16 protein-coding genes and 1 pseudogene are annotated in these 19,267 nt (G+C 41.9%); 9 read left to right on the top strand and 8 right to left on the bottom strand.

Translation table 11 applies throughout. The features are described from left to right. Positions 1 to 164 precede the first annotated feature (164 nt). Positions 165 to 785, bottom strand: a complete 621-nt coding sequence (locus FTT94_RS04985) for a hypothetical protein (RefSeq protein ID WP_180113633.1) — start codon at positions 783 to 785, stop codon at positions 165 to 167. Between the two features lie 297 nt (positions 786 to 1,082). On the opposite strand from FTT94_RS04985, the gene tehB reads away from it, so the two are divergent. Continuing rightward, entirely contained in the window at positions 1,083 to 1,955 is an 873-nt protein-coding gene (gene tehB, locus FTT94_RS04980; RefSeq protein WP_180062998.1) for an SAM-dependent methyltransferase TehB, read from the top strand. A 149-nt stretch (positions 1,956 to 2,104) separates the two neighbouring features. Here tehB and FTT94_RS04975 read toward each other — a convergent pair whose 3' ends face one another. The 3 genes from FTT94_RS04975 to fadB all read right to left on the bottom strand — a co-directional run bounded on the left by FTT94_RS04975 (position 2,105) and on the right by fadB (position 6,532). After that, complete coding sequence (locus tag FTT94_RS04975) at positions 2,105 to 2,824, bottom strand: hypothetical protein (RefSeq protein ID WP_180170325.1); 720 nt, start codon at positions 2,822 to 2,824, stop codon at positions 2,105 to 2,107. 369 nt (positions 2,825 to 3,193) lie between these two features. Further along, a complete protein-coding gene (fadA, locus tag FTT94_RS04970) occupies positions 3,194 to 4,366 on the bottom strand; it encodes an acetyl-CoA C-acyltransferase FadA (RefSeq protein ID WP_168379008.1) in 1,173 nt (390 codons plus the stop codon). Positions 4,367 to 4,378: 12 nt separating this feature from the next. Beyond that, positions 4,379 to 6,532 (bottom strand): fatty acid oxidation complex subunit alpha FadB, encoded by a 2,154-nt coding sequence (gene fadB / locus FTT94_RS04965; protein ID WP_180113630.1) that lies wholly within the window; start codon positions 6,530 to 6,532, stop codon positions 4,379 to 4,381. A 470-nt stretch (positions 6,533 to 7,002) separates the two neighbouring features. On the opposite strand from fadB, the gene lpxO reads away from it, so the two are divergent. Next, entirely contained in the window at positions 7,003 to 7,917 is a 915-nt protein-coding gene (gene lpxO / locus FTT94_RS04960; protein WP_078190472.1) for a lipid A hydroxylase LpxO, read from the top strand. Between the two features lie 256 nt (positions 7,918 to 8,173). Here the strand turns inward: lpxO and FTT94_RS16610 are convergent, their stop codons facing one another. Next, the gene (locus tag FTT94_RS16610; RefSeq protein WP_257231172.1) at positions 8,174 to 8,299 is read right to left on the bottom strand and encodes a hypothetical protein; all 126 of its coding nucleotides are present in this window, start codon (positions 8,297 to 8,299) and stop codon (positions 8,174 to 8,176) included. Here FTT94_RS16610 and FTT94_RS04955 point away from each other — a divergent pair. Beyond that, complete coding sequence (locus tag FTT94_RS04955) at positions 8,298 to 9,380, top strand: diguanylate cyclase domain-containing protein (protein WP_180025934.1); 1,083 nt, start codon at positions 8,298 to 8,300, stop codon at positions 9,378 to 9,380. The genes FTT94_RS16610 and FTT94_RS04955 overlap by 2 nt on opposite strands. Positions 9,381 to 9,560: 180 nt before the next feature. Then, complete coding sequence (locus FTT94_RS04950; protein ID WP_180170324.1) at positions 9,561 to 9,974, top strand: PH domain-containing protein; 414 nt, start codon at positions 9,561 to 9,563, stop codon at positions 9,972 to 9,974. Positions 9,975 to 10,027: 53 nt separating this feature from the next. Here the strand turns inward: FTT94_RS04950 and FTT94_RS04945 are convergent, their stop codons facing one another. Next, entirely contained in the window at positions 10,028 to 11,074 is a 1,047-nt protein-coding gene (locus FTT94_RS04945) for an AAA family ATPase (protein ID WP_180002822.1), read from the bottom strand. 178 nt (positions 11,075 to 11,252) lie between these two features. On the opposite strand from FTT94_RS04945, the gene uvrC reads away from it, so the two are divergent. The 3 genes from uvrC (at position 11,253) to pgsA (ending at position 14,672) form a co-directional block, all read left to right on the top strand. Then, positions 11,253 to 13,052: an excinuclease ABC subunit UvrC gene (gene uvrC / locus FTT94_RS04940; protein ID WP_180170323.1), complete on the top strand. Its 1,800-nt coding sequence runs from the start codon at positions 11,253 to 11,255 to the stop codon at positions 13,050 to 13,052. 133 nt (positions 13,053 to 13,185) lie between these two features. Continuing rightward, positions 13,186 to 13,980, top strand: coding sequence for a thioesterase family protein (locus FTT94_RS04935; protein WP_180170327.1), 795 nt, complete (start codon positions 13,186 to 13,188; stop codon positions 13,978 to 13,980). Positions 13,981 to 14,084: 104 nt separating this feature from the next. Beyond that, the gene (gene pgsA, locus FTT94_RS04930) at positions 14,085 to 14,672 is read left to right on the top strand and encodes a CDP-diacylglycerol--glycerol-3-phosphate 3-phosphatidyltransferase (protein WP_078190467.1); all 588 of its coding nucleotides are present in this window, start codon (positions 14,085 to 14,087) and stop codon (positions 14,670 to 14,672) included. Positions 14,673 to 15,593: 921 nt separating this feature from the next. Here pgsA and FTT94_RS04925 read toward each other — a convergent pair. Beyond that, complete coding sequence (locus tag FTT94_RS04925) at positions 15,594 to 15,866, bottom strand: oxidative damage protection protein (protein ID WP_078193129.1); 273 nt, start codon at positions 15,864 to 15,866, stop codon at positions 15,594 to 15,596. Between the two features lie 27 nt (positions 15,867 to 15,893). Then, a complete protein-coding gene (argH, locus tag FTT94_RS04920) occupies positions 15,894 to 17,324 on the bottom strand; it encodes an argininosuccinate lyase (protein WP_180002826.1) in 1,431 nt (476 codons plus the stop codon). Here argH and FTT94_RS04915 point away from each other — a divergent pair. Together FTT94_RS04915 and FTT94_RS04910 are read left to right on the top strand one after the other, a co-directional pair. After that, positions 17,315 to 18,468: pseudogene (locus tag FTT94_RS04915) on the top strand (sensor histidine kinase). The gene argH and the pseudogene FTT94_RS04915 overlap by 10 nt on opposite strands. A 53-nt stretch (positions 18,469 to 18,521) precedes the next feature. Further along, positions 18,522 to 19,262 carry a LytTR family DNA-binding domain-containing protein gene (locus FTT94_RS04910; protein WP_180012128.1) on the top strand — a complete coding sequence of 247 codons (741 nt, stop codon included), beginning with the start codon at positions 18,522 to 18,524 and terminating at the stop codon, positions 19,260 to 19,262. The last annotated feature ends 5 nt before the right edge of the window (positions 19,263 to 19,267 follow it).

Here is a 19,267-nt window from a genome sequence, read left to right as displayed (position 1 = left end):
GAATAATTCAAGTGAATTTGTTTGAAAGAAGAACTTTAAAAGCTTTATTTTCACCCGATAAAATACCCATAAAACAAGAGGAAGCTCAAATGAGCTTCCTCTTGTGAAAAATTGTGGGACAGCAGTGGCCGTGAAGGCATCTTTTTTTTGCATTTAATCAACGATTAAGCTGCTTTTTTGAACCAAGAAAAGAAACCTTTTTTCTCAGCTTTAGCTGCTTCAGCTTTTTTCTCTGCACATTTTTTAGCGCAGTCTTTTTTCGCTTCAGCTTTTACTTCTTCAGTTTTAGTTTCAACAGCTTCTTTTGCATCAGTTGCTTTTTCTACAGCTGCATCTTTTGCTTCAACAGTTTTTGCAACGACAGCATCTTTAGTTGCTACAGTTTTTGCTACAGTCGCGTCTTTTGCTGCAACAGTGTTCGCAACAACAGCGTCTTTAGCCGCTACAGTTTTTGCTACAGTTGCATCTTTTGCTGCAACTGCAGTTTCTTTAGTTGCTGCTGCTTTTTCTACAACTGCTTTTTTCATGTCAGCAGTTTTTGCTTTAGTGGTTTCTTTCACTGTTAAAGTTTTAGTTTGAGTCGCTTTTTCTGCAACAGCCACTTGAGTTTTAGTAGCATCTTTAGTTGCTTGAGCAGCAGCTACAGTTGCAGTTTTCGCTTGTGCAGCTTGAGCTTTTACAGCTTCAACAGCAGTCGCAGGTTTTTGTTCTACAGCAGTAGTTGCCATAGCAGAAGTTGTAGCAGCAACTAAAGCAACAGCTAAAGTAGTTTTGATCGCGTTCATAGTCATCACTCTATAAAACTTAGTTAAAATAAGGCATTGTAAATTTTATGCCTTATCAACAGCGCTTAGGTTACACGGCACAGAGTGAGGGATTTGATTGTGTGAATATTCCACTAATGTTACAAACGGATAACATGGTGTTACGCAGAAAAACAAACAAAAACAGCGTGCATTGCACAGCATTCGAAATTTTCAATTTAAAGCTGATTTAAAATCACTATTAAAGCCGTTATGGTGAATATACATTTCCGCCATTGGTATGGCATAAAAATAAAGTCGCATGAGGGATAACATCAGATGCAGCAGCTTATTTGTTATAAACAGCTCCCTGTGTGGACGCAGCAGTCGATTCCACAAGGTTTTAAACAACAGCACAATACCAAAGCAGGCACTTGGGCAAAACTCACCGTACTGCAAGGTGAAGTGAACTTTGCCATGTTAGATGCGTCTGGAAATATCCTTTCCACGCATGTATTTAGCCCAGATCAGCCACCGCCGTTTATCGAACCGCAGGCGTGGCACAAGATTGTGTCTGCGAGTGACGATGTGCAATGTCAGTTGAGTTTTTATTGCTTAGCACAGGACTATTTTTATAAGAAGTATCAGCTCAGTCCAACACATTCAGAAATTTTGGCAGCAACACCATATTTGCAAGGTGGTCGTGCTTTGGATGTCGGCTGTGGGCAGGGGCGTAATTCGCTGTACTTAAGTCAGCTGTCTGAGCAGCGCTTTGAGGTGGATGCATGGGATGTCAATCCACACAGTTTGCACAAGCTGCAAGAGGTGATCGCTGCGGAAGGTATTGAAAATATTCATGTACAGCAGCGTGATTTAAATGCAGACCAAAGCATTACGGGGAAATATGATTTTATTTGCTGTACCGTGGTGATGATGTTTTTAGAGGCCAAGACAGTGAAGCCACTGATTCAGCAGATGCAGCAAGCGACAAGTGTAAATGGCTATAACCTGATAGTTTGCGCTATGGATACACCTGATTTACCTGCGCAGCCTGACTTTCCATTTAGCTTTAAAGCAGGAGAGTTAAGTGCGTTGTATGAAGGCTGGAATATTGTGAAATACAATGAAAATGTCGGTGAGCTGCATCGGGTGGATGCTGAAGGGCAGCGGATTCAACAGCATTTTGCGACTTTGTTGGCGCAGAAAATTTAAGCCAAGAATTGTAGGATGTTGAGTTGAAGGATTGGTGATCAACTCAACACTTACTTTACTTAAATTGGAAAAAGGGAACCATTTTTGAGCTAGTCAGGGTGTATGTGTACTTAGAAAATTCAACCAATTGAATATGATCATACTCTGATTTAAGGCTGATAAATAAAGCCTAAAGCTTTTAAAGGCAATTGAATGATGTCGATTGTGAGTGTTAAAGGCAATAGTGGTAATTCTGCCAATTTTTCCTGCCCTGACTTTTTAACATAGCCACTTTGGTCTTCGTAATGCTGGATACGGATCTTATAGGGATGGCTTAAGGGCTTTAAATCTGCGGCATTCGCAACTTTTGGGTAAACCGTACCTGCAATTTCTAAGTTAAAGAGATGATCTTGCTGTTCTGCCTTTGAACAATCACATGGTGCTACGCCATATTGGTTGAATAATGCCCTTTCCGTAGGACTTAGTGTTCCATTGGGAGGCGCATAATAAAATTTAAAGCTTCCGCTAAATTTAGTGCTGTTCGGGCTCGGAGAATTAAAGTCAAGTTCTCGATGGAGACGAATATATTGTGGATTGAGTTGGCTTATCAGTTGAATAAAATCAGCACCGCCTTTATTGATCAAATAGCTGTATTTATTGCCTGCGACTACGATGCTATCGATTGGTTCATTGGGTATTGCTTTAGCAGGTTTGCCAAATGCGATCACATCATCTTCAAGGATTGTTCTCCATGCATATTTTGTTTCGTATTTTTGAAACAGATCACGGGAGAGTTCATCGATTTGATTATTTGTAACGCAAGCTGTAAGAAAAATAAAAGTGCTTAGGCAGCTCATCTTTATGAGGTAGTGAAGTCGTTTATTTATCATTGTTATGCATATTTAAGTTTTGGTTCAGGCCTTACCATAATTCAAAAATCGCTGAAAATCGAGAATTAACGTTTTAAATTTTAAATATGCTAAGACGTTTTTTAAGGGTTGTTTAGCACGGTTTATTGCTGAAGATTTTTGAACAAAATTTACTTCACAATGGACATTCCCTCTCCTTTTAAGGAGACTTGCGCAGAATACCGCTCAGGGAGAGGATTTATATGAAAAATTTCCCTCATCCTCTTGTGGCGCATGCTGCTCATCCCAGAGGGAGAAGGGGCTTCCAGTATGTATTCATGAGAGTTTAGTTAACAAATAAAAAACCCCGCACTAAGCGGGGTTTCTTTTATCTCAGTATTTAACTAAATATTAAACACGTTCGATAATGGTCGCGATACCTTGACCAAGACCGATACACATAGTCGCAAGACCGATTTGTGTATCTTGCTGTTCCATAACGTTCAGCAAAGTCGTTGTGATACGCGCACCAGAACAACCCAATGGGTGACCCAATGCAATCGCACCACCGTTCAAGTTCACACGGTCTTGTTGGTCATAAATGCCTAAGCCTTTAAGAACAGACAAACCTTGCGCAGCGAACGCTTCGTTCAATTCAAACGTTTGGATGTCTGCGATAGACAAGCCAGCACGTTTAAGTGCTTTTTGCGTTGCTGGTACAGGACCATAACCCATGATCGCAGCATCACAGCCTGCAACTGCCATAGAGCGAATCACAGCACGTGGCTTAAGACCTAAAGCTTGAGCACGTTCAGCAGACATCAGCAACATTGCAGAAGCACCGTCAGACAAAGCTGAAGATGTTGCAGCAGTTACCGTACCGCCTTTCGGATCGAATACTGGACGTAACGATTGGAATGCTTCAAGGTTTGCATCAGGACGAATCACTTCATCGATATCGCACAGAATTTTGAAGCCATTTGCATCGTGACCTTCAACGCCCACGATTTCATTTTTGAAACGACCTTCTTGTGTTGCAGCCCAAGCACGGCGGTGTGATTCAACACCAAACGCATCTTGTTCTTCACGAGAAATACCGTTCATACGACCTAACATTTCAGCCGTTAAGCCCATCATGTTAGACGCTTTTGCATAGTGCTTAGACGCTTCTGGGTTGATGTCGATGCCGTGCATCATGCCAACGTGACCCATGTGCTCTACACCACCAATGATGAAGATATCACCTTGGTTGGTTGCAATTTGCGCAGCCGCTGTGTGGATTGCTTGCATAGAAGAACCACAAAGACGGTTCACTGTTTGACCTGCAACAGTACGTGGTAGGTCTGCTAACAATGCAATATTACGACCAATGTTCATACCTTGCTCTAGGGTTTGGTTTACACAGCCCCAGATTACGTCTTCAACTTCATTGGTATCAAACTGGTTACGAGCAACAAGCGCGCGTACTAATTCAGCAGATAAGCTGTCAGCACGGACGTTACGGAACATACCATTTTTGGTTTTACCCATTGCTGAACGTACGCCATCAACGATGACAACGTCACGTGGATTTAAAGTAGCCATTCACGTTGCTCCTTAACCGTAGAATTTTTTGTTGTTAGCAGCCATGTCACGCAACATTTGTGGCGCTTCATAAGCCTTACCTAAATACGCATATTTGTCGCAAAGCGCTACGTATTCAGCGACACCTGTTTGGTCGATGTAACGGCATGGACCACCACGGAATGGAGGGAAACCTACACCCATGATCATCGCCATATCTGCTTCAGCAGCAGTCGCTACGATGTTGTCTTCTAGGCAACGAACAGTTTCGTTACAGAACGTCAGCATCATACGGTCAATGATTTCTTGAGCATCAAATTCACGTTTTTCCGCAGTTGCAACAGAAGCCACAAGTTCGTAAGCCACTGGATCAACCACTTTGGCTTTCTTACCTTTACGGTCAAGTTCGTATTTGTAGAAACCAACGTCGTTCTTTTGACCAAGACGTTTGTTTTCGTACATGGTTAAAGTTGCGCCTTTGTAGTCTGGCTTCATGCGGTCAGGGAAACCTTCCGCCATTACTTCCGCACCGTGTACGCCTGTGTCGATACCCACAACGTCGATGAGGTAAGCAGGACCCATTGGCCAGCCGAATTTTTCCATCACTTTATCAACTTGCTGGAAGTCAGCACCGTCTTTCAGTAGAAGGTCAAATGCACCGAAGTAAGGGAATAGTACGCGGTTTACCAAGAAGCCTGGGCAGTCGTTAACTACGATTGGTGTTTTACCCATTTTCTGAGCAAGAACCACAGTTGTCGCGATTGCTTCAGCAGATGTTTTCTCACCGCGGATCACTTCTACCAATGGCATCATGTGAACAGGGTTAAAGAAGTGCATACCTACGAAGTTTTCAGGACGTTGTAGGTTTTCAGCCAAACGTGTGATTGAAATTGTTGAAGTATTTGAAGCAATGATCGTATTGTCACGAACATTTTTCTCAGTTTCAGCAAGTACGATACCCTTAACTTTCGGGTTCTCTGTTACTGCCTCAATCACGATGTCCACTTCTTTGAATTCGTCATAGCTTAATGTAGGACGGATGCGAGCAAGAGTTTCACCCATTTGAGCAGGTTTCATCTTCTTACGTTCAACTTGTTTGGTCAGTAAGCCATTTGCTTCTTTCATACCTAAAGCAAGTTGTGGGTTACCAATGTCTTTCATGATGATCGGTGTGCCTTTGCTTGCCGCTTGGTAAGCAATACCACCACCCATGATACCCGCGCCTAATACAGCGGCTTGGTTGACAGGGTGCGCACCTTTTTCATATTTCTTCGAAGTTTTCTTCACAATTTGGTCGTTAAGGAATAAACCAATTAACGCACCTGCTTGTGGAGTTACAGCCGCTTTAGCAAAACCTTGCGCTTCGATTTTCAATGCTTCATCACGTGGAAGGCTTGCACCTGCTTGTAATGAGTCTAGAAGAAGTTTTGGCGCTGGGTATTGAGCAGGATTTGCTTTTGCAAGCACTGCACCTTTTGCTGTATTGAATGCCATCATTTGTTCAAGCATGTTCAATTTAACAGGATCTAATTTTTCTTGGCGCTTTGCTTTCCAGTCTACACGGCCAGCAATTGCTTGTTTTACAAGGTCAATTGCAGCGTCTTGTAGTTTGTCTGCAGCAACAACCGCATCAACAGCACCGTCTTTGAGCGCAGCAGCTGGCTTTTTCGGTGCAGCCATTGCCATCCATTCAACCGCATTGTCGATACCAATCACACGGCTTAAACGAACCGTACCACCAAAACCAGGGTAGATACCTAGTTTGATTTCTGGAAGGCCAACTTGTGCGGCTTCTGACATCACACGATAGTCACACACTAAGCACATTTCAAAACCGCCGCCCAATGCCATACCATTGATTGCAGCAACTTTAGGAACGTTTAGATCTTCAAATGCATTAAAGATGTCGTGAACAGGCAATGCCCAATCCACAATCGCTTGTTCGCCTTGAGCGAAGTTGTCACCGAATTCAGTGATATCTGCACCCACGATAAATGTAGATTTACCTGAAGTAACGATTAAACCTTTGATGTCACCGTTTGCTTTAACAGCGTCAATTGCAGCTTTAAAATCTTCAATTGTTGCGCGGTTAAATTTGTTGACCGACTCACCTTGTAAGTCAAAGCGGAATTCTGCAATTCCGTCCGAAAGCATTTGGACGGTAATGGCATTGCCAGCGTGGATCATGCCTGATCTCCTTTATTTTGGAGGACTTCTAAGTTGATGTTGTGAAGCGAGTACGCGGTTCCTGCGTACACTTTATGCCTCGCTAATCTTACGATAACTATATCTAAAAAGAACATAACAAGTTGTATCAAGCCGTGACGCTAGGGTCATCAAAATTTCTTTTGGAAATAGCCTTCGGATCTGCCTTTAAACGCTATCGTTCTGATTAAATATGTTGAAGCTTATGTTTCAGTTCACATTTTTTATAAATGTAAGCTATAGATTGAGATGCGAAAGAAAAAATCAAGAAAAAAGCAAGTGTATTTTTCGGCAGAATGGTCAATTCACTTTTACTATTGTCATCCATCTTTGCTGAGACACAGTGTTCTATGCTGCTTATTTAAGCGTCACTGAGCACTATGCTATACTCGCCGCGTTCTCAAAAGTTAATTTTTTATTAAGCACAATGCTTATTAGCACCAGGTCCTCATATGATTAAGTGGATTATCCTGGCGGTCTTTGTCATTTCTGCGTTTTATATCCAGCAACGCGGTAAAGTCCGTCATTCATTTTATCGTCAGTTTTTTGATCATTCGACATTGCTCGCACCGATCAATTTTCTCATGTACATGTTTTCAAAAGTGCCGAGCCAACCCTATATTGACACGCAGCATTTTAAAGATTTAAAAGTCTTAGATGAAAACTGGGAAATGATTCGTGATGAAGCCAAGGCCTTATATGAAAAAGGGGGCATCAAAGCATCGAGTACTTATGATGACCTTGGATTTAACTCGTTCTTTAAAACAGGTTGGAAACGCTTTTATTTAAAATGGTATGACTCAGCCCATCCTTCGGCTGCTGAACTTTGCCCAAAAACTACGGCCTTGTTAAAAAATCTACCCACTATTAAAGCCGCGATGTTTACTGAGTTGGCGCCCGACAGTCGTTTAGTCCGTCATCGAGATCCCTATGCCGGTTCATTGCGTTATCACTTGGGCTTACTGACGCCCAATGATGACCGTTGTTTTATTGATGTCGATGGTCAGCGGTACTCATGGCGTGACGGCGAGAGTGTGGTGTTTGATGAAACCTATATTCACTATGCTGAAAATAAAACGGATCAGAACCGGATTATTTTCTTTGCAGACGTTGAACGGCCATTAAAGTCAAAGTGGATGGAAGCTTTTAACCATTGGTTTGGTAAAAATGTCATGACTGCTGCGAGTTCACCCAATGAAAGCGGTGATAAAACGGGTGGTTTAAATAAAGTATTTGGCTATGTCTATCAAATTCGTATAAAAGCCAAAGCCTTGAAAAAAACCAATCGTTCACTGTATTACTTTTTAAAGTGGTTCCTAATGTTGGGGCTGTTCTTCCTGATTTTTGTACGCCCATATTTATTTTAAAAGTAGAATAAATATTGAAAAAATGCGCCCTTAGGGGCGTTTTTTTATGCTGACAGTCAGCAAAATATCAGTTATCGTGCAAGCAGAATAAAAATAATTATGCAGAGCAAATCAGCCAAAAGCAGAAATAGTGTTAGCCAGAATAAGCTAGAACCAGAATAAGCCAGAAAAAGTGAGCCAATAGACGAGGAATATGATGTTGACGTCCGAACTTAAGCCCATGCAAAACCGTTGAGCTGAAAGAAACGCGTCATCATCAATGATAGCCAAAACCCAAAAGTGAACGGTGGAAGCTTTGCATGCAGGCATGAAGACCTACTGCATAGAAACTCAGTGTAAACGCTTGAAGGGATTGATTTGGCGGGAAGGGGATCCGATTCATGAAAGCAACCAACCAAACATTGATGCATCAAATGCATATTTCGATGCAAGATATAGAACGACGTAAACAGTTGCTTGGCTTGACTGATTTAGAGCTGGCGGAATTGGCTTCGATTGGTGGGATTGTGGCGCCTATACTCGACAGTATGGTCGATGAATTTTATGAAAATCAGACCTCAATTCCAGAAATTGCAACATTGATTGGTGATCTTGATACCTTGAAGCGTTTGCAACGCGCGCAGCACCAATATTTATTGGATTTATTTTCCGGGCGCTATGACAGCGCGTATGTGAATAACCGTTTACGGATTGGTTTGGTTCATAAGCGCATAGGTGTAGAGCCGAAGTTGTATCTCTCTGCGGTGCATACCCTAAAGACCATGTTATTTCGCTTAATTCAGCGTACCTTTAATGATACGGAACAATATCAGCGGATTATTAACACCTTGGAAAAGCTCTTTATGTTCGATACTACATTGGTGGTGGAAACCTATGTGTGGAGTTTGATTAATGAGGTGAAGATCTCCCGTGAAAAAATGGAACAGTATGCGCATGCGCTAGAGTTTCGTGCACAAGAAATGGAAGAGCTTTCACAGCGCGATCCATTAACAGGACTGTTAAATGTCCGGCATTTATCGACCTTATTGACCAGTATTTTATATACCGCACAGCGTAATCATGAACCTGTGACAGTAGTGTTTATTGATATCAATGATTTTAAAAAGATCAATGATGAACAAGGTCATCCACGTGGAGATCAGGTACTACAAATGGTTGCTGCGGCCATAAAGTCGGTTGCACGTTCGGATGATCATTGCTTCCGTTATGGCGGAGACGAATTTTGTTTGGTCTTGCCCGGATGTAGTGAAAAGCATGTGGAAGGGAGTTTTATCCCGCGTTTATTAGAAGCAGTGGCTGAAATGGAAGCAGGCTTAAGTTTAAGTATTGGGTTGTGTCAAACAGACCATCAGCAAGGCTATGTAGATGCGATGAGCTTAGTACAACAAGCCGATGCTAAAATGTATCAAGAGAAAAAGAATTATAAACGTTTGCAGGAACAACCCATGTCGAAAGAAGCGTGATCTGAGCCTAGAGAATGTCAAAAATGACAATGGATGAATTGCAAAACTTGAGCTAAATGGGTCTTAATCTTCCTGGAAATAATGTGATAAATACGCTTATTTCCTGCAAAAATAAAGCTGAAATAGCAGATGCATCCTGCAAAATCTTGTATAGAATAAAAGCAGTTGATGGGGGATAAGATGCAAGTTTTTCATTCAAAAAAAGATTGGTGGGTGGTGGCGTTTATTGTTTGTATGAGCGGTTTACTCATTCAATTATTATTGACCATGCAAGCCAAAGGCACGATGCAACAATACCCTCTTCATACCGCGGTGTATATTTTGACGGTATTACTGCTGTGGTGGCCAATACTCAATACACGTTATCAAATTTCCGCAACAGAATTAAATATCCGTAGCATGTTTCTACGTTGGCAAATTCCTTTGCAGGATATCCAACGCATCAGTGCAAGTCAGGATTTGTCTGCGGCACCTGCGCTTTCCATTAAACGTTTAAAAATTGAATATCTTCGAGATGGCAAAACCAAATTTGTCATGGTTTCACCGAAAGATCCGCAAGCTTTTGCTAAAGCGATTGGTGTTCCAATCCAATAAATATAAGAATGCTGAATAAAGGTATGTGAGCATGCCTTTTAAAGACCAGTGAATTATTTAATAATAACCAATTGTCCAAGTTGTGCATCTAGGTGTATTTTAGTTTGTTCGGGATGATTCAAAAAATACACCGCCAAAATAGGCTCAAGCTCGACCCGCATTTTTCGTGCTAAATGTCGTGCGCCATAACGAATATCATGGTTCTGATAAAAATGTGCTTTGGCTGCATCTGTGAGTTTGATACTGCGTTTTTGATGCTGTAGGCGTTGATTAAGTTTTTCCAGCTCAATTTCGACCAAGCAAGGTAAAGCATCATCTTGAACGGGTTGATATTGCAGTACACGGTCAATACGGTTAATAAATTCAGGGTCGAATTTACGTTGCATGACTTTTTCAATAATGCTGCTGACCGGCACGCGTTTGAGACAAACCTTCTGTATTTTTTCGGGTAAAAAATTTAACTTATCTAGATATTGCTGTGCCGCTTGCGCACCTACATTGCTGGTCATAAAGATCATACAATTACGAAAGTCGATTGTTTTTGTACCTGAGGTTAGGGTTAATTTTCCGCTATCCAGCACATTCATTAAGCCGCGAAGCACTTCGGTTGACGCTTTTTCCAGTTCATCAAAAAGCACGATGCCCGGACGGGTATGACTACCTGCAATGGCAACTTCATCAAATAAACTATGGCCTTCTTTAGAACCGACATAGCCCGGAGGCGCACCAGTAATGGCAGCCGCATAATGTTCCTGTGCGAGCGTGTTCATATCAATACGGCAAAAGGCATCAGGTCGGCCATAAATCACTTCACTGATTAAACGTACGGTTTCGGTTTTACCAACACCTGTCGGTCCAAGCATTAAGGTTACACAGAGTGGTCGTTCAGGACTGGAAAAATCAGCCTTGACCACATGCAGCATTTTTTCAATTTCGTCTAATACTGCTTCTTGTCCAATAATCCGTTGCTTTAAGCGTTGCATAACGTCACGCGGTTCAAAATGAAAACGCGGCTTACCCATCAAACGGTTTTTTTCAGCAGTGCTCTGCGTCGAAGTTGTCGGGTGTACGACATGGATGGCGGGATTGGCGTTCGTCATGCATCATGTTCCTAAAGCGGGATGTTTTGAGCATAGCAAATTTAGAATTTTGCATTAATAGCTTTTAGCAATCAGATCATTGCTATGAGCAACAATAAATTTGCGGGATTGCTTGAAAATGCAGGTAAAAGCATCACATCATGTCAAAGAGCAATATCGATGATGGAACAAGGCAAAAGTGAACGAAAACGCACGCGAACATATTGAAAAAATTCTTGCCAATATGACGACTCTACCCGGTGTTTACCGCATGTTGGGTAAAGACGGTGAGTTGCTGTATGTGGGTAAAGCAAAGAATTTAAAAAATCGTGTGTCGAGTTATTTTGTCAAAACCATTGAGCATCCCAAGACGCAAGCCTTGGTCGCCCGTATTTATGACATTGAAAGCTTGGTGGTGCGTTCTGAAACAGAAGCCTTATTGCTCGAACAAAACCTGATTAAGCTCCATCGTCCGCCGTATAACATCATGCTGCGAGACGACAAATCTTATGTCTATATTTTTATTTCAGCCGATAAACCCTATCCACGAATTGCCGCAGGACGTGGGAAAGGTAAGCATCAAGCTGGTAAGTTTTTTGGGCCTTATCCGAGTGCTTATAACGCGCGTGATACTTTGGTGGTGCTGCAAAAACTGTTTAATGTGCGTCAGTGTGAAAATAGCTATTTTTCGCAGCGCAAACGACCATGCTTGCAATACCAAATTAAACGCTGTTCCGCGCCTTGTGTGGGTTTGATCTCACCCGAAGATTACAAAGAGGATGTCAATAACTCGATTCGGTTTTTACAAGGCGACACTAAAGAGCTTAATCAAGAGCTGATTGGGAAAATGGAAGCTGCGGCCGAAGCACTCGAGTTTGAAAAGGCGGTGTTTTATCGTGATCGTATGGCACTGCTGCGTGATGTGCAAACTCAGCAAGCGATTTATAAAGTCAAAGGCGAGGCAGATATTATTGCCATTGCTTATCAAGCCGGTGTGACCTGTGTGCAAATCATGCATGTGCGCAATGGCAAAATGCTCGGCGGAAAGAGTTATTTTCCTGATATGTTGGGCGATGATTTGGGGCAAATGCTCTCAGATTTTATTGCCAATTTTTACTTTCAGGTGGCAGACGAAATCCCTGCGGAACTCATCATTAATGTCGATATTCCAGATCGCAAAGACATGGAAGATGCGTTGTACCAGCACTTTGAAAAGCGGATTCAAATCAAACATAAAGTGCGTGAAACCCGTGCAGAGTGGCAAGAATTGGCACAGATGAATGTACAACATGCGATTAAAGGTAAATTGGCTGACCATTTTGAATTGAATGAGCGCTTTCATCAGTTAGAGCAAGTCGTTGGGCGGCCGATTGACAGTATTGAGTGTTTTGATATTTCTCATACCATGGGTGAAGCAACCATCGCGTCTTGTGTGGTCTTTGATGCGGGCGGCGCAAGAAAGCGCGACTATCGCCAATTTTCCATCAATGACATTACCGAAGGCGATGACTATGCTGCCATGCGTCAAGCGCTGACCCGTCGCTATAAAAAGCACATGTTGCCCGATTTGTTGTTAATCGACGGGGGTAAAGGTCAATTACACATGGCGATGGAAGTCATGCAGGAGCTCGAGCTCGATGCGTTTATGGTCGGGGTGTCCAAAGGTGAGGGGCGTAAACCGGGTCTGGAAACCTTGCACTTTACCGATGGTGAAAAAATTCAATTGCCCGAAGACCATAAAGCCCTGCATTTGATTCAACAGGTTCGTGATGAAGCCCACCGCTTTGCCATTACCAAACACCGAGCGAAAAGAGATAAAAAGCGCGGCTCATCGGTACTTGAGGTGATTCCGGGCTTAGGGCCAAAACGTCGTCGGGATCTTTTGACCCATTTTGGTGGCATTCAAGGGGTGTTGAAGGCTTCTGAAAATGATTTAAAACTAGTGCCGGGCTTAGGCGATGTGATGGCGCGCACCATTTATAAAATCCTACATGAATAGAGACTAAGTTCAATCGATGACGCATCAAGTCTGAATTTGCCAAAATGCTCATTGACGCATGAGTCACTGATCATTCACATCATTTGATTTTTATACAATGATATAAAAATCAAAAATATGATCAGGGATGATGATGTCACTCGCACAGTTGTATCAACATATTGAACACAATGAATGGGTTGAGATTCCAGAAGGATGGTTGCAAGGACGTACGATCTATGGCGGCTTAGTGGCTGGCATGATGATGCACAAAGCCGTTGCCACCATTGCCGATCCGCAGCGACGTTTACTCAGCTGTAGTGTGACATTTGTAGGCCCAGTACAATTGGCGCCCGTGCGTTTAAGTGCTGAAATTTTAAGACAGGGCAAATCCGTCACCACCATCGAAGTTCGACTTTGGCAAGATGATGCAGTACAAAGCATTTTATTGGCGAGTTTTGGTGTTCCACGTGAATCAACTATTGCCGTCAATCAGGAACGTCAAGCACCCGATTTCCCTGAAGTGAGCAGTTTAAAGATCGCCGAACATCATCCACTTGCACCCCAGTGCTTTCAGCAAATGGATTTGGCCTGGGTAGATGGGCAGTATCCGTGTACTGCAAGCAAAAAACCTGACTTTAGTGGTTGGATGCGTTTTAACCCAGAACGTCATGATAACCGTAAGATGACTGTTGCTGACCTAATGGTCTCGATGGATATGTGGCCGCCCGGCGTACTGCCTATGTACAAAACTATGGCGCCTGCGAGTTCTTTAACATGGACATTGACCTATGTACATCTCTTGCAATCAAACTTACATAATTGGTTTAAATATAAAGTATTTACCGACTATGCCGCGGATGGCTACGCTACAGAATATGCTCATTTATGGGATGAAAATAACCAGTTGATAGCGATTGCGCGACAGACTGTTACGGTGTTTGCCTAGTGACACTGCGGGGCATTTCGTATAAAGTGAGTGCAACTAACGATGGATAAATCCTCAAATTATTCTGCATTTTCATCGTGCATGAGGGGAAAACTGGGGTGTCTATGACAACAGGTCGAATCCTGAATATTCCTAATATTTTAACATTGGCACGAATTGCTTTAATTCCTGTGTTTTTGTTGGTGGCGTATTGGCCACCTGCAATGGGCGTGGGTGAGCATGCTGCAAGCATGTCACGTCATATATTGCTGACCGCTATTTTTGTGATCGCAGCTGTCACTGACTGGTTTGATGGCTATCTTGCGAGAAGTTTAAATCAGACTTCAGCATTTGGACGTTTTCTCGATCCTGTTGCAGATAAACTGATGGTCGCAACAGCCTTGATCGTCTTGGTGCAATGGCAACCAACCATTTCGATGGCCTTTGCAGCGATTGTGATTATTTCACGTGAAATCACGGTGTCTGCGCTACGTGAGTGGATGGCTGAATTAGGCGCACGTACCAGTGTTGCGGTTTCAACCGTTGGTAAATATAAAACAGCATTTCAGATGATTGCGATTTCAGTGTTCTTGCTGAATTGGCAGCCCCTAGAAATGTTGGCGTATGGATTGCTCTATACAGCCGTAGTTTTAACGTTATGGTCGATGTTTATTTATTTAAAAGCCGCATGGCCGTATTTAAAGCAACCTTGATTTAAAGGTAGTTATTAAAAGCTCCGTGATCGGGGCTTTTTTATTGCCGAGTTTTTAGAAAAAATTGAGGGGGTTGACTAGTTTGAATAGCGCTTCATTTGATTAGAGCTTGAAGTTAAATGTGAGATGTTAGCGCAAATTTTGGATAAAAAAATTCCCAGATTTTGGGGGAAATCTGGGAAGGAAAATCGGGGTTACTTATCGCTATTATGGAAGATGTTTCCATCTTCTTGATTGCTATTATAGGAAAGCAGATTTAGAAATACATGGAGTTTATTGTAGTGTAATGTTGTGTTTTATTGAGAAATGTATCACAAATTTACATTAAGAATTTTTGATACAAATTGGCCGATAACTTTGGTAGGTTTTGTTTGGATTTAAACATTGAAAATCGATATATGTGATGATAAAAATACATTTAACATTATTTAAATAATAAATACATTTATTTAAGTTTAAATAAAATTGATCAATGGATAAAAGATATTTCAGCAATGATGAAGATCATTTCCCAATGAAAGCTTACACAGACGTCATCTTTGTTTTGCGAAAATATCAGTGCTCCGAAGCACAAAAAAAGAGCCTTTTTAGGCTCCTTCATGACATTTGAAGCTACACGCTTCGCTTGTCTTGCATCATTTGTAGAATAGCAAAAAAGAATCCCCTAATTTGGAGATTCTTTTCAATTCAAGCCTACGCGCAGCATAGCTGCTTGTCTTGCGGCGTGGCAGTACTCCTAAGCACAAAAAAAGGAGCCCCTTTGGACTCCTTCATGACATTTGAAGCTACGCGCTTCGCTTTTCTTGCGTAATTTTTAGAGCAATAAAAAAGAATCCCCAAGATTGGAGATTCTTTTCAATTAAAGCCTACGCACAGCATAGCTGCTTGTCTTGCGGCGTGGCGGAGCAGTGCTCCGCTTTATCACGCCTCAGGCTTTAGGCCTTCGGCTTTTTCTAAAGATTCATCATTGCTGAAGAATTTTTCACGTTGCTCTTCAAGGAACTTTTTCGCGTCAGCTTCAAACACGTTTAAACGTTTTTCATTGATCAACGTAGTTTGGTGTTTTAGCCATTCTTGCCAAGCTTGTTTAGATACCGTATCAAACAATTCTTGTCCCTTCGCACCCGGGAATGGTGCAAAGTCTAAACCTTCCATTTCAGCCTGATATTTACGGCAAAACACTTGTCGAGACATATCAATACTCCATTTAACTTGAAAAAGTTATGCGTAAAGTTTTTCTAAACGTGCGTGTGCGCGTTCAATTGCTGCTTCAACTTGAGCAGGTGCAGTACCACCAATGTGGTTACGTGCATTGACAGATGCTTCAAGTGTTAATGCTTTTTCGAAGACATCGGCCTGAATCAAGTCAGAGAACTGTTGAAGTTGCTCAAGGGTTAATTCTGAAAGATCTTTGCCTTCTTGAACACCGAGAGCAACTGCTTTACCCACAATCTCATGTGCATCACGGAATGCCACGCCATTTTTAACGAGGTAGTCGGCAAGGTCAGTTGCAGTTGAGAAGCCACGCAGCGCTGCTTCACGCATGATGTCAATGTTTGGCACTAGTGCAGGGATCATGTCGGCAAATGCCATGAGTGAGCCACGAACAGTATCAATTGCATCGAATAGTGGTTCTTTATCTTCTTGGTTGTCTTTGTTGTATGCCAAAGGTTGACCTTTCATTAGGGTCAATAGGCTCATCAAGTCACCATATACACGGCCAGTTTTACCACGAATCAACTCAGGAACGTCTGGGTTTTTCTTTTGCGGCATGATTGAAGAGCCGGTGCAAAAACGGTCAGGAATGTTCACAAATTTGAATTGTGCCGATGTCCAAAGAATCATTTCTTCTGACATACGTGATAAATGCATCATGATGAGTGATGCTGCAGCATTGAATTCAATACCAAAATCACGGTCAGATACGGCGTCTAAAGAGTTTTCAGCGACAGCTTCAAAACCTAGTAATTCGGCAGTGAATGCACGGTCAATTGGGTAGGTTGTTCCTGCAAGTGCAGCAGAACCTAAAGGCATACGGTTGGTACGTTTACGGCAGTCGATTAAACGCTCTGAGTCACGTACCAACATTTCAAACCACGCCATTAAATGGTGGCCAAAAGTCACTGGCTGTGCAGTTTGTAAATGCGTGAAGCCCGGCATGATGGTATTGGTATTTTTCGCCGCTAAGCCTAGGATGCCTTTTTGTAATTTTTTCAATAATTCTAAAATCGCATCGATTTCGTCGCGAACATACAGACGGATATCGGTTGCAACTTGGTCATTACGACTACGACCGGTGTGTAGTTTTTTACCTGTAATACCGATACGTTGAGTCAAGCGTGACTCAATATTCATGTGCACATCTTCTAGGTCAATGCGCCATTCGAAGTTACCCGCTTCAATTTCTGCTTTAATGGTGTTTAAGCCATTAATAATATCGTCACGCTCTTGTTCAGTCAGAACGCCGACTTTTGCAAGCATGGTTGCATGTGCAATTGAACCTGCAATATCTTGTTTATAAAAGCGTTGGTCAAACTGTACAGATGCTGTAAATTCAGCAACAAAAGTGTCAGTAGCTTCGGAAAAACGACCGCCCCACATGCCTGAAGTTTGGGCTTGTGACGGATTTGAGGAATTAGAAGATGTGGTCATGTCGGCTCAATAAGATAAAAAGCATAGAACTGAGCAAGAGTATAGCAAATTCGAACCCAGTTGCCGAAGGGCAAGTTGATCAAACTTTTAGACAGGGTTTAGGTCTATGACAATTTCTGTATTTTCAGGAAAAATGGGCCGTTGGCACTATCTGTGGGAGCTGTTTCTTGCGGGCAATATTGTGGCTTTGGTTTTGGTCTTGGCCCAAGCTCAATCGTGGCAAGCCTTAAGTGTTTCCAGTGTCATGCAGCATGTGTTGTTTATTAACTGGATATTATTGGCATTTGCAGCATTTTCAGAGCTTTTGCAGAGCAAGACGCGTGGTTTAAGCATGAAAATGCTCATGTTTAGCGGGTTTGTTTTATTGCAAGCTTTGGTGTTATTCACCACCATAACTTTAAATGTTTTGATCTATTTTGGTGAAAATTTCAGTTTAGCTGGTTTGAGTGCAGACGTTTTAACTGCTGGTGTGGTTTTAAATCTGAGCTATGGGGTATTACTTGGGGCATTTTGTTTTCGATATTTATATTTAAGAGAACAGTGGGGTCGACAACATCATAGTGAATTAAACTCACGCATTCAGGCTATGCAAGCTCGGATTCATCCACATTTTTTATTTAATAGCTTAAACAATGTGATTAGCTTGATTGCGATTGACCCAGATAAAGCGGAGCAAATGCTACTGAATTTATCTCGATTATTCCGTGCAAGTTTTCAAGAATTGAAGTTGGTAAGTCTCAAAGATGAGATCGATCTGTGTCAGCGTTATTTGGCCATTGAACAAATGCGTTTAGGTGATCGGCTTAAGGTGGAGTGGAAACTAGAAGGTACTGAACAATACGCTCAAGTACAAATTCCACTATTAACTTTACAACCTTTATTAGAAAATAGTATTTTTCATGGAGTTGAAAAGATTTTGACAAAGAGTACGATAAATATATTGATTGAAATATTACAAAATCAAATTAATATCGTTATTACAAATCCCTATACACAGGATACAATTAAATTACGTCAGGGGAATGGTATTGCCATCGAAAACGTGAAACAGAGACTTGAGGCATATTATGGTCAGCATGTCACTTTTCAAACCTACGCAGGCGAGGGGATGTATACGACTGTGGTGCAATATCAATATAAATAGAAATCTCAGTTGACCAATAAAAATAAATGACGTTAACGAGATAAGGAGGAGAAATGGACATCCTAATCTGTGATGATGAGCCTCTAGCAGTAGAGCGATTGTCACGTTTAGTCACTCAACTTGGACATCAAGTGGTTGCGAAAGCTTCACATGGTCAACAAGCGATTGACTTGGCTCAAAGCCTCGAGCCTGATGTCATCTTACTAGATATACAAATGCCTGAAATGGATGGGTTGACTTGCGCGAAATTGTTGCGTGAATTAGACCCCATGCCCGCTATTATTTTTTGCACTGCATATGATCATCATGCACTTGATGCATTTAAATCGAATGCAGAGGGATATTTACTAAAACCAGTTATGCAACAGGAATTGCAGCAGGTTTTAGATCATTTAACTAAATTAACCCAAGCTCAATTGAGCACGATAAAACAAAAAGAAAATATGGACGAAATTAAAATCAGCCGCCATCAAATCGCGGCAAAGACTTATCGTGGTGTAGAACTGGTCCCTGTGGAAAATATTTATTATTTTCTTGCAGATCAGAAATATGTCACTGTTCGGCATAAAAATGGCAATGTACTTATTGATGAAACGCTGAAGGATTTAGAGCATGAATTTGGTGATCGCTTTATACGCATTCATCGCAATGCCTTGGTGTCTGTGAGCTTTTTAGATGGTTTGGAAGTCGTAAGCTCAGGGCAATATCAGGTGCGTTGTCGAGATTTAGAAGAGCGTTTGGCGGTCAGCCGTCGACATTTACCAAATTTACGTGAGCGAATACAAAAATTATAGGGCAA

This window comes from Acinetobacter sp. YH12027 (genome assembly GCF_013420085.1).
GTDB classification, from domain to species: domain Bacteria; phylum Pseudomonadota; class Gammaproteobacteria; order Pseudomonadales; family Moraxellaceae; genus Acinetobacter; species Acinetobacter amyesii.
The sequence above is the reverse complement of the archived record's forward strand: the minus strand, read 5'-3'. Positions and strand labels throughout refer to the sequence as shown.

Bases quoted from the DNA above. Each gene is read 5' to 3' on its own strand.
- FTT94_RS04955 (WP_180025934.1), top strand. From the start codon at position 8,298: ATGAAAGCAACCAACCAAACATTGATGCATCAAATGCATATTTCGATG.
- FTT94_RS04945 (WP_180002822.1), bottom strand. From the start codon at position 11,074: ATGACGAACGCCAATCCCGCCATCCATGTCGTACACCCGACAACTTCG.
- FTT94_RS04925 (WP_078193129.1), bottom strand. From the start codon at position 15,866: ATGTCTCGACAAGTGTTTTGCCGTAAATATCAGGCTGAAATGGAAGGT.
- FTT94_RS04985 (WP_180113633.1), bottom strand. From the start codon at position 785: ATGAACGCGATCAAAACTACTTTAGCTGTTGCTTTAGTTGCTGCTACA.
- FTT94_RS16610 (WP_257231172.1), bottom strand. From the start codon at position 8,299: ATGAATCGGATCCCCTTCCCGCCAAATCAATCCCTTCAAGCGTTTACA.
- FTT94_RS04935 (WP_180170327.1), top strand. From the start codon at position 13,186: ATGTCACTCGCACAGTTGTATCAACATATTGAACACAATGAATGGGTT.
- FTT94_RS04975 (WP_180170325.1), bottom strand. From the start codon at position 2,824: ATGATAAATAAACGACTTCACTACCTCATAAAGATGAGCTGCCTAAGC.
- FTT94_RS04910 (WP_180012128.1), top strand. From the start codon at position 18,522: ATGGACATCCTAATCTGTGATGATGAGCCTCTAGCAGTAGAGCGATTG.
- FTT94_RS04950 (WP_180170324.1), top strand. From the start codon at position 9,561: ATGCAAGTTTTTCATTCAAAAAAAGATTGGTGGGTGGTGGCGTTTATT.
- tehB (WP_180062998.1), top strand. From the start codon at position 1,083: ATGCAGCAGCTTATTTGTTATAAACAGCTCCCTGTGTGGACGCAGCAG.
- fadA (WP_168379008.1), bottom strand. From the start codon at position 4,366: ATGGCTACTTTAAATCCACGTGACGTTGTCATCGTTGATGGCGTACGT.
- argH (WP_180002826.1), bottom strand. From the start codon at position 17,324: ATGACCACATCTTCTAATTCCTCAAATCCGTCACAAGCCCAAACTTCA.
- fadB (WP_180113630.1), bottom strand. From the start codon at position 6,532: ATGATCCACGCTGGCAATGCCATTACCGTCCAAATGCTTTCGGACGGA.
- lpxO (WP_078190472.1), top strand. From the start codon at position 7,003: ATGATTAAGTGGATTATCCTGGCGGTCTTTGTCATTTCTGCGTTTTAT.
- pgsA (WP_078190467.1), top strand. From the start codon at position 14,085: ATGACAACAGGTCGAATCCTGAATATTCCTAATATTTTAACATTGGCA.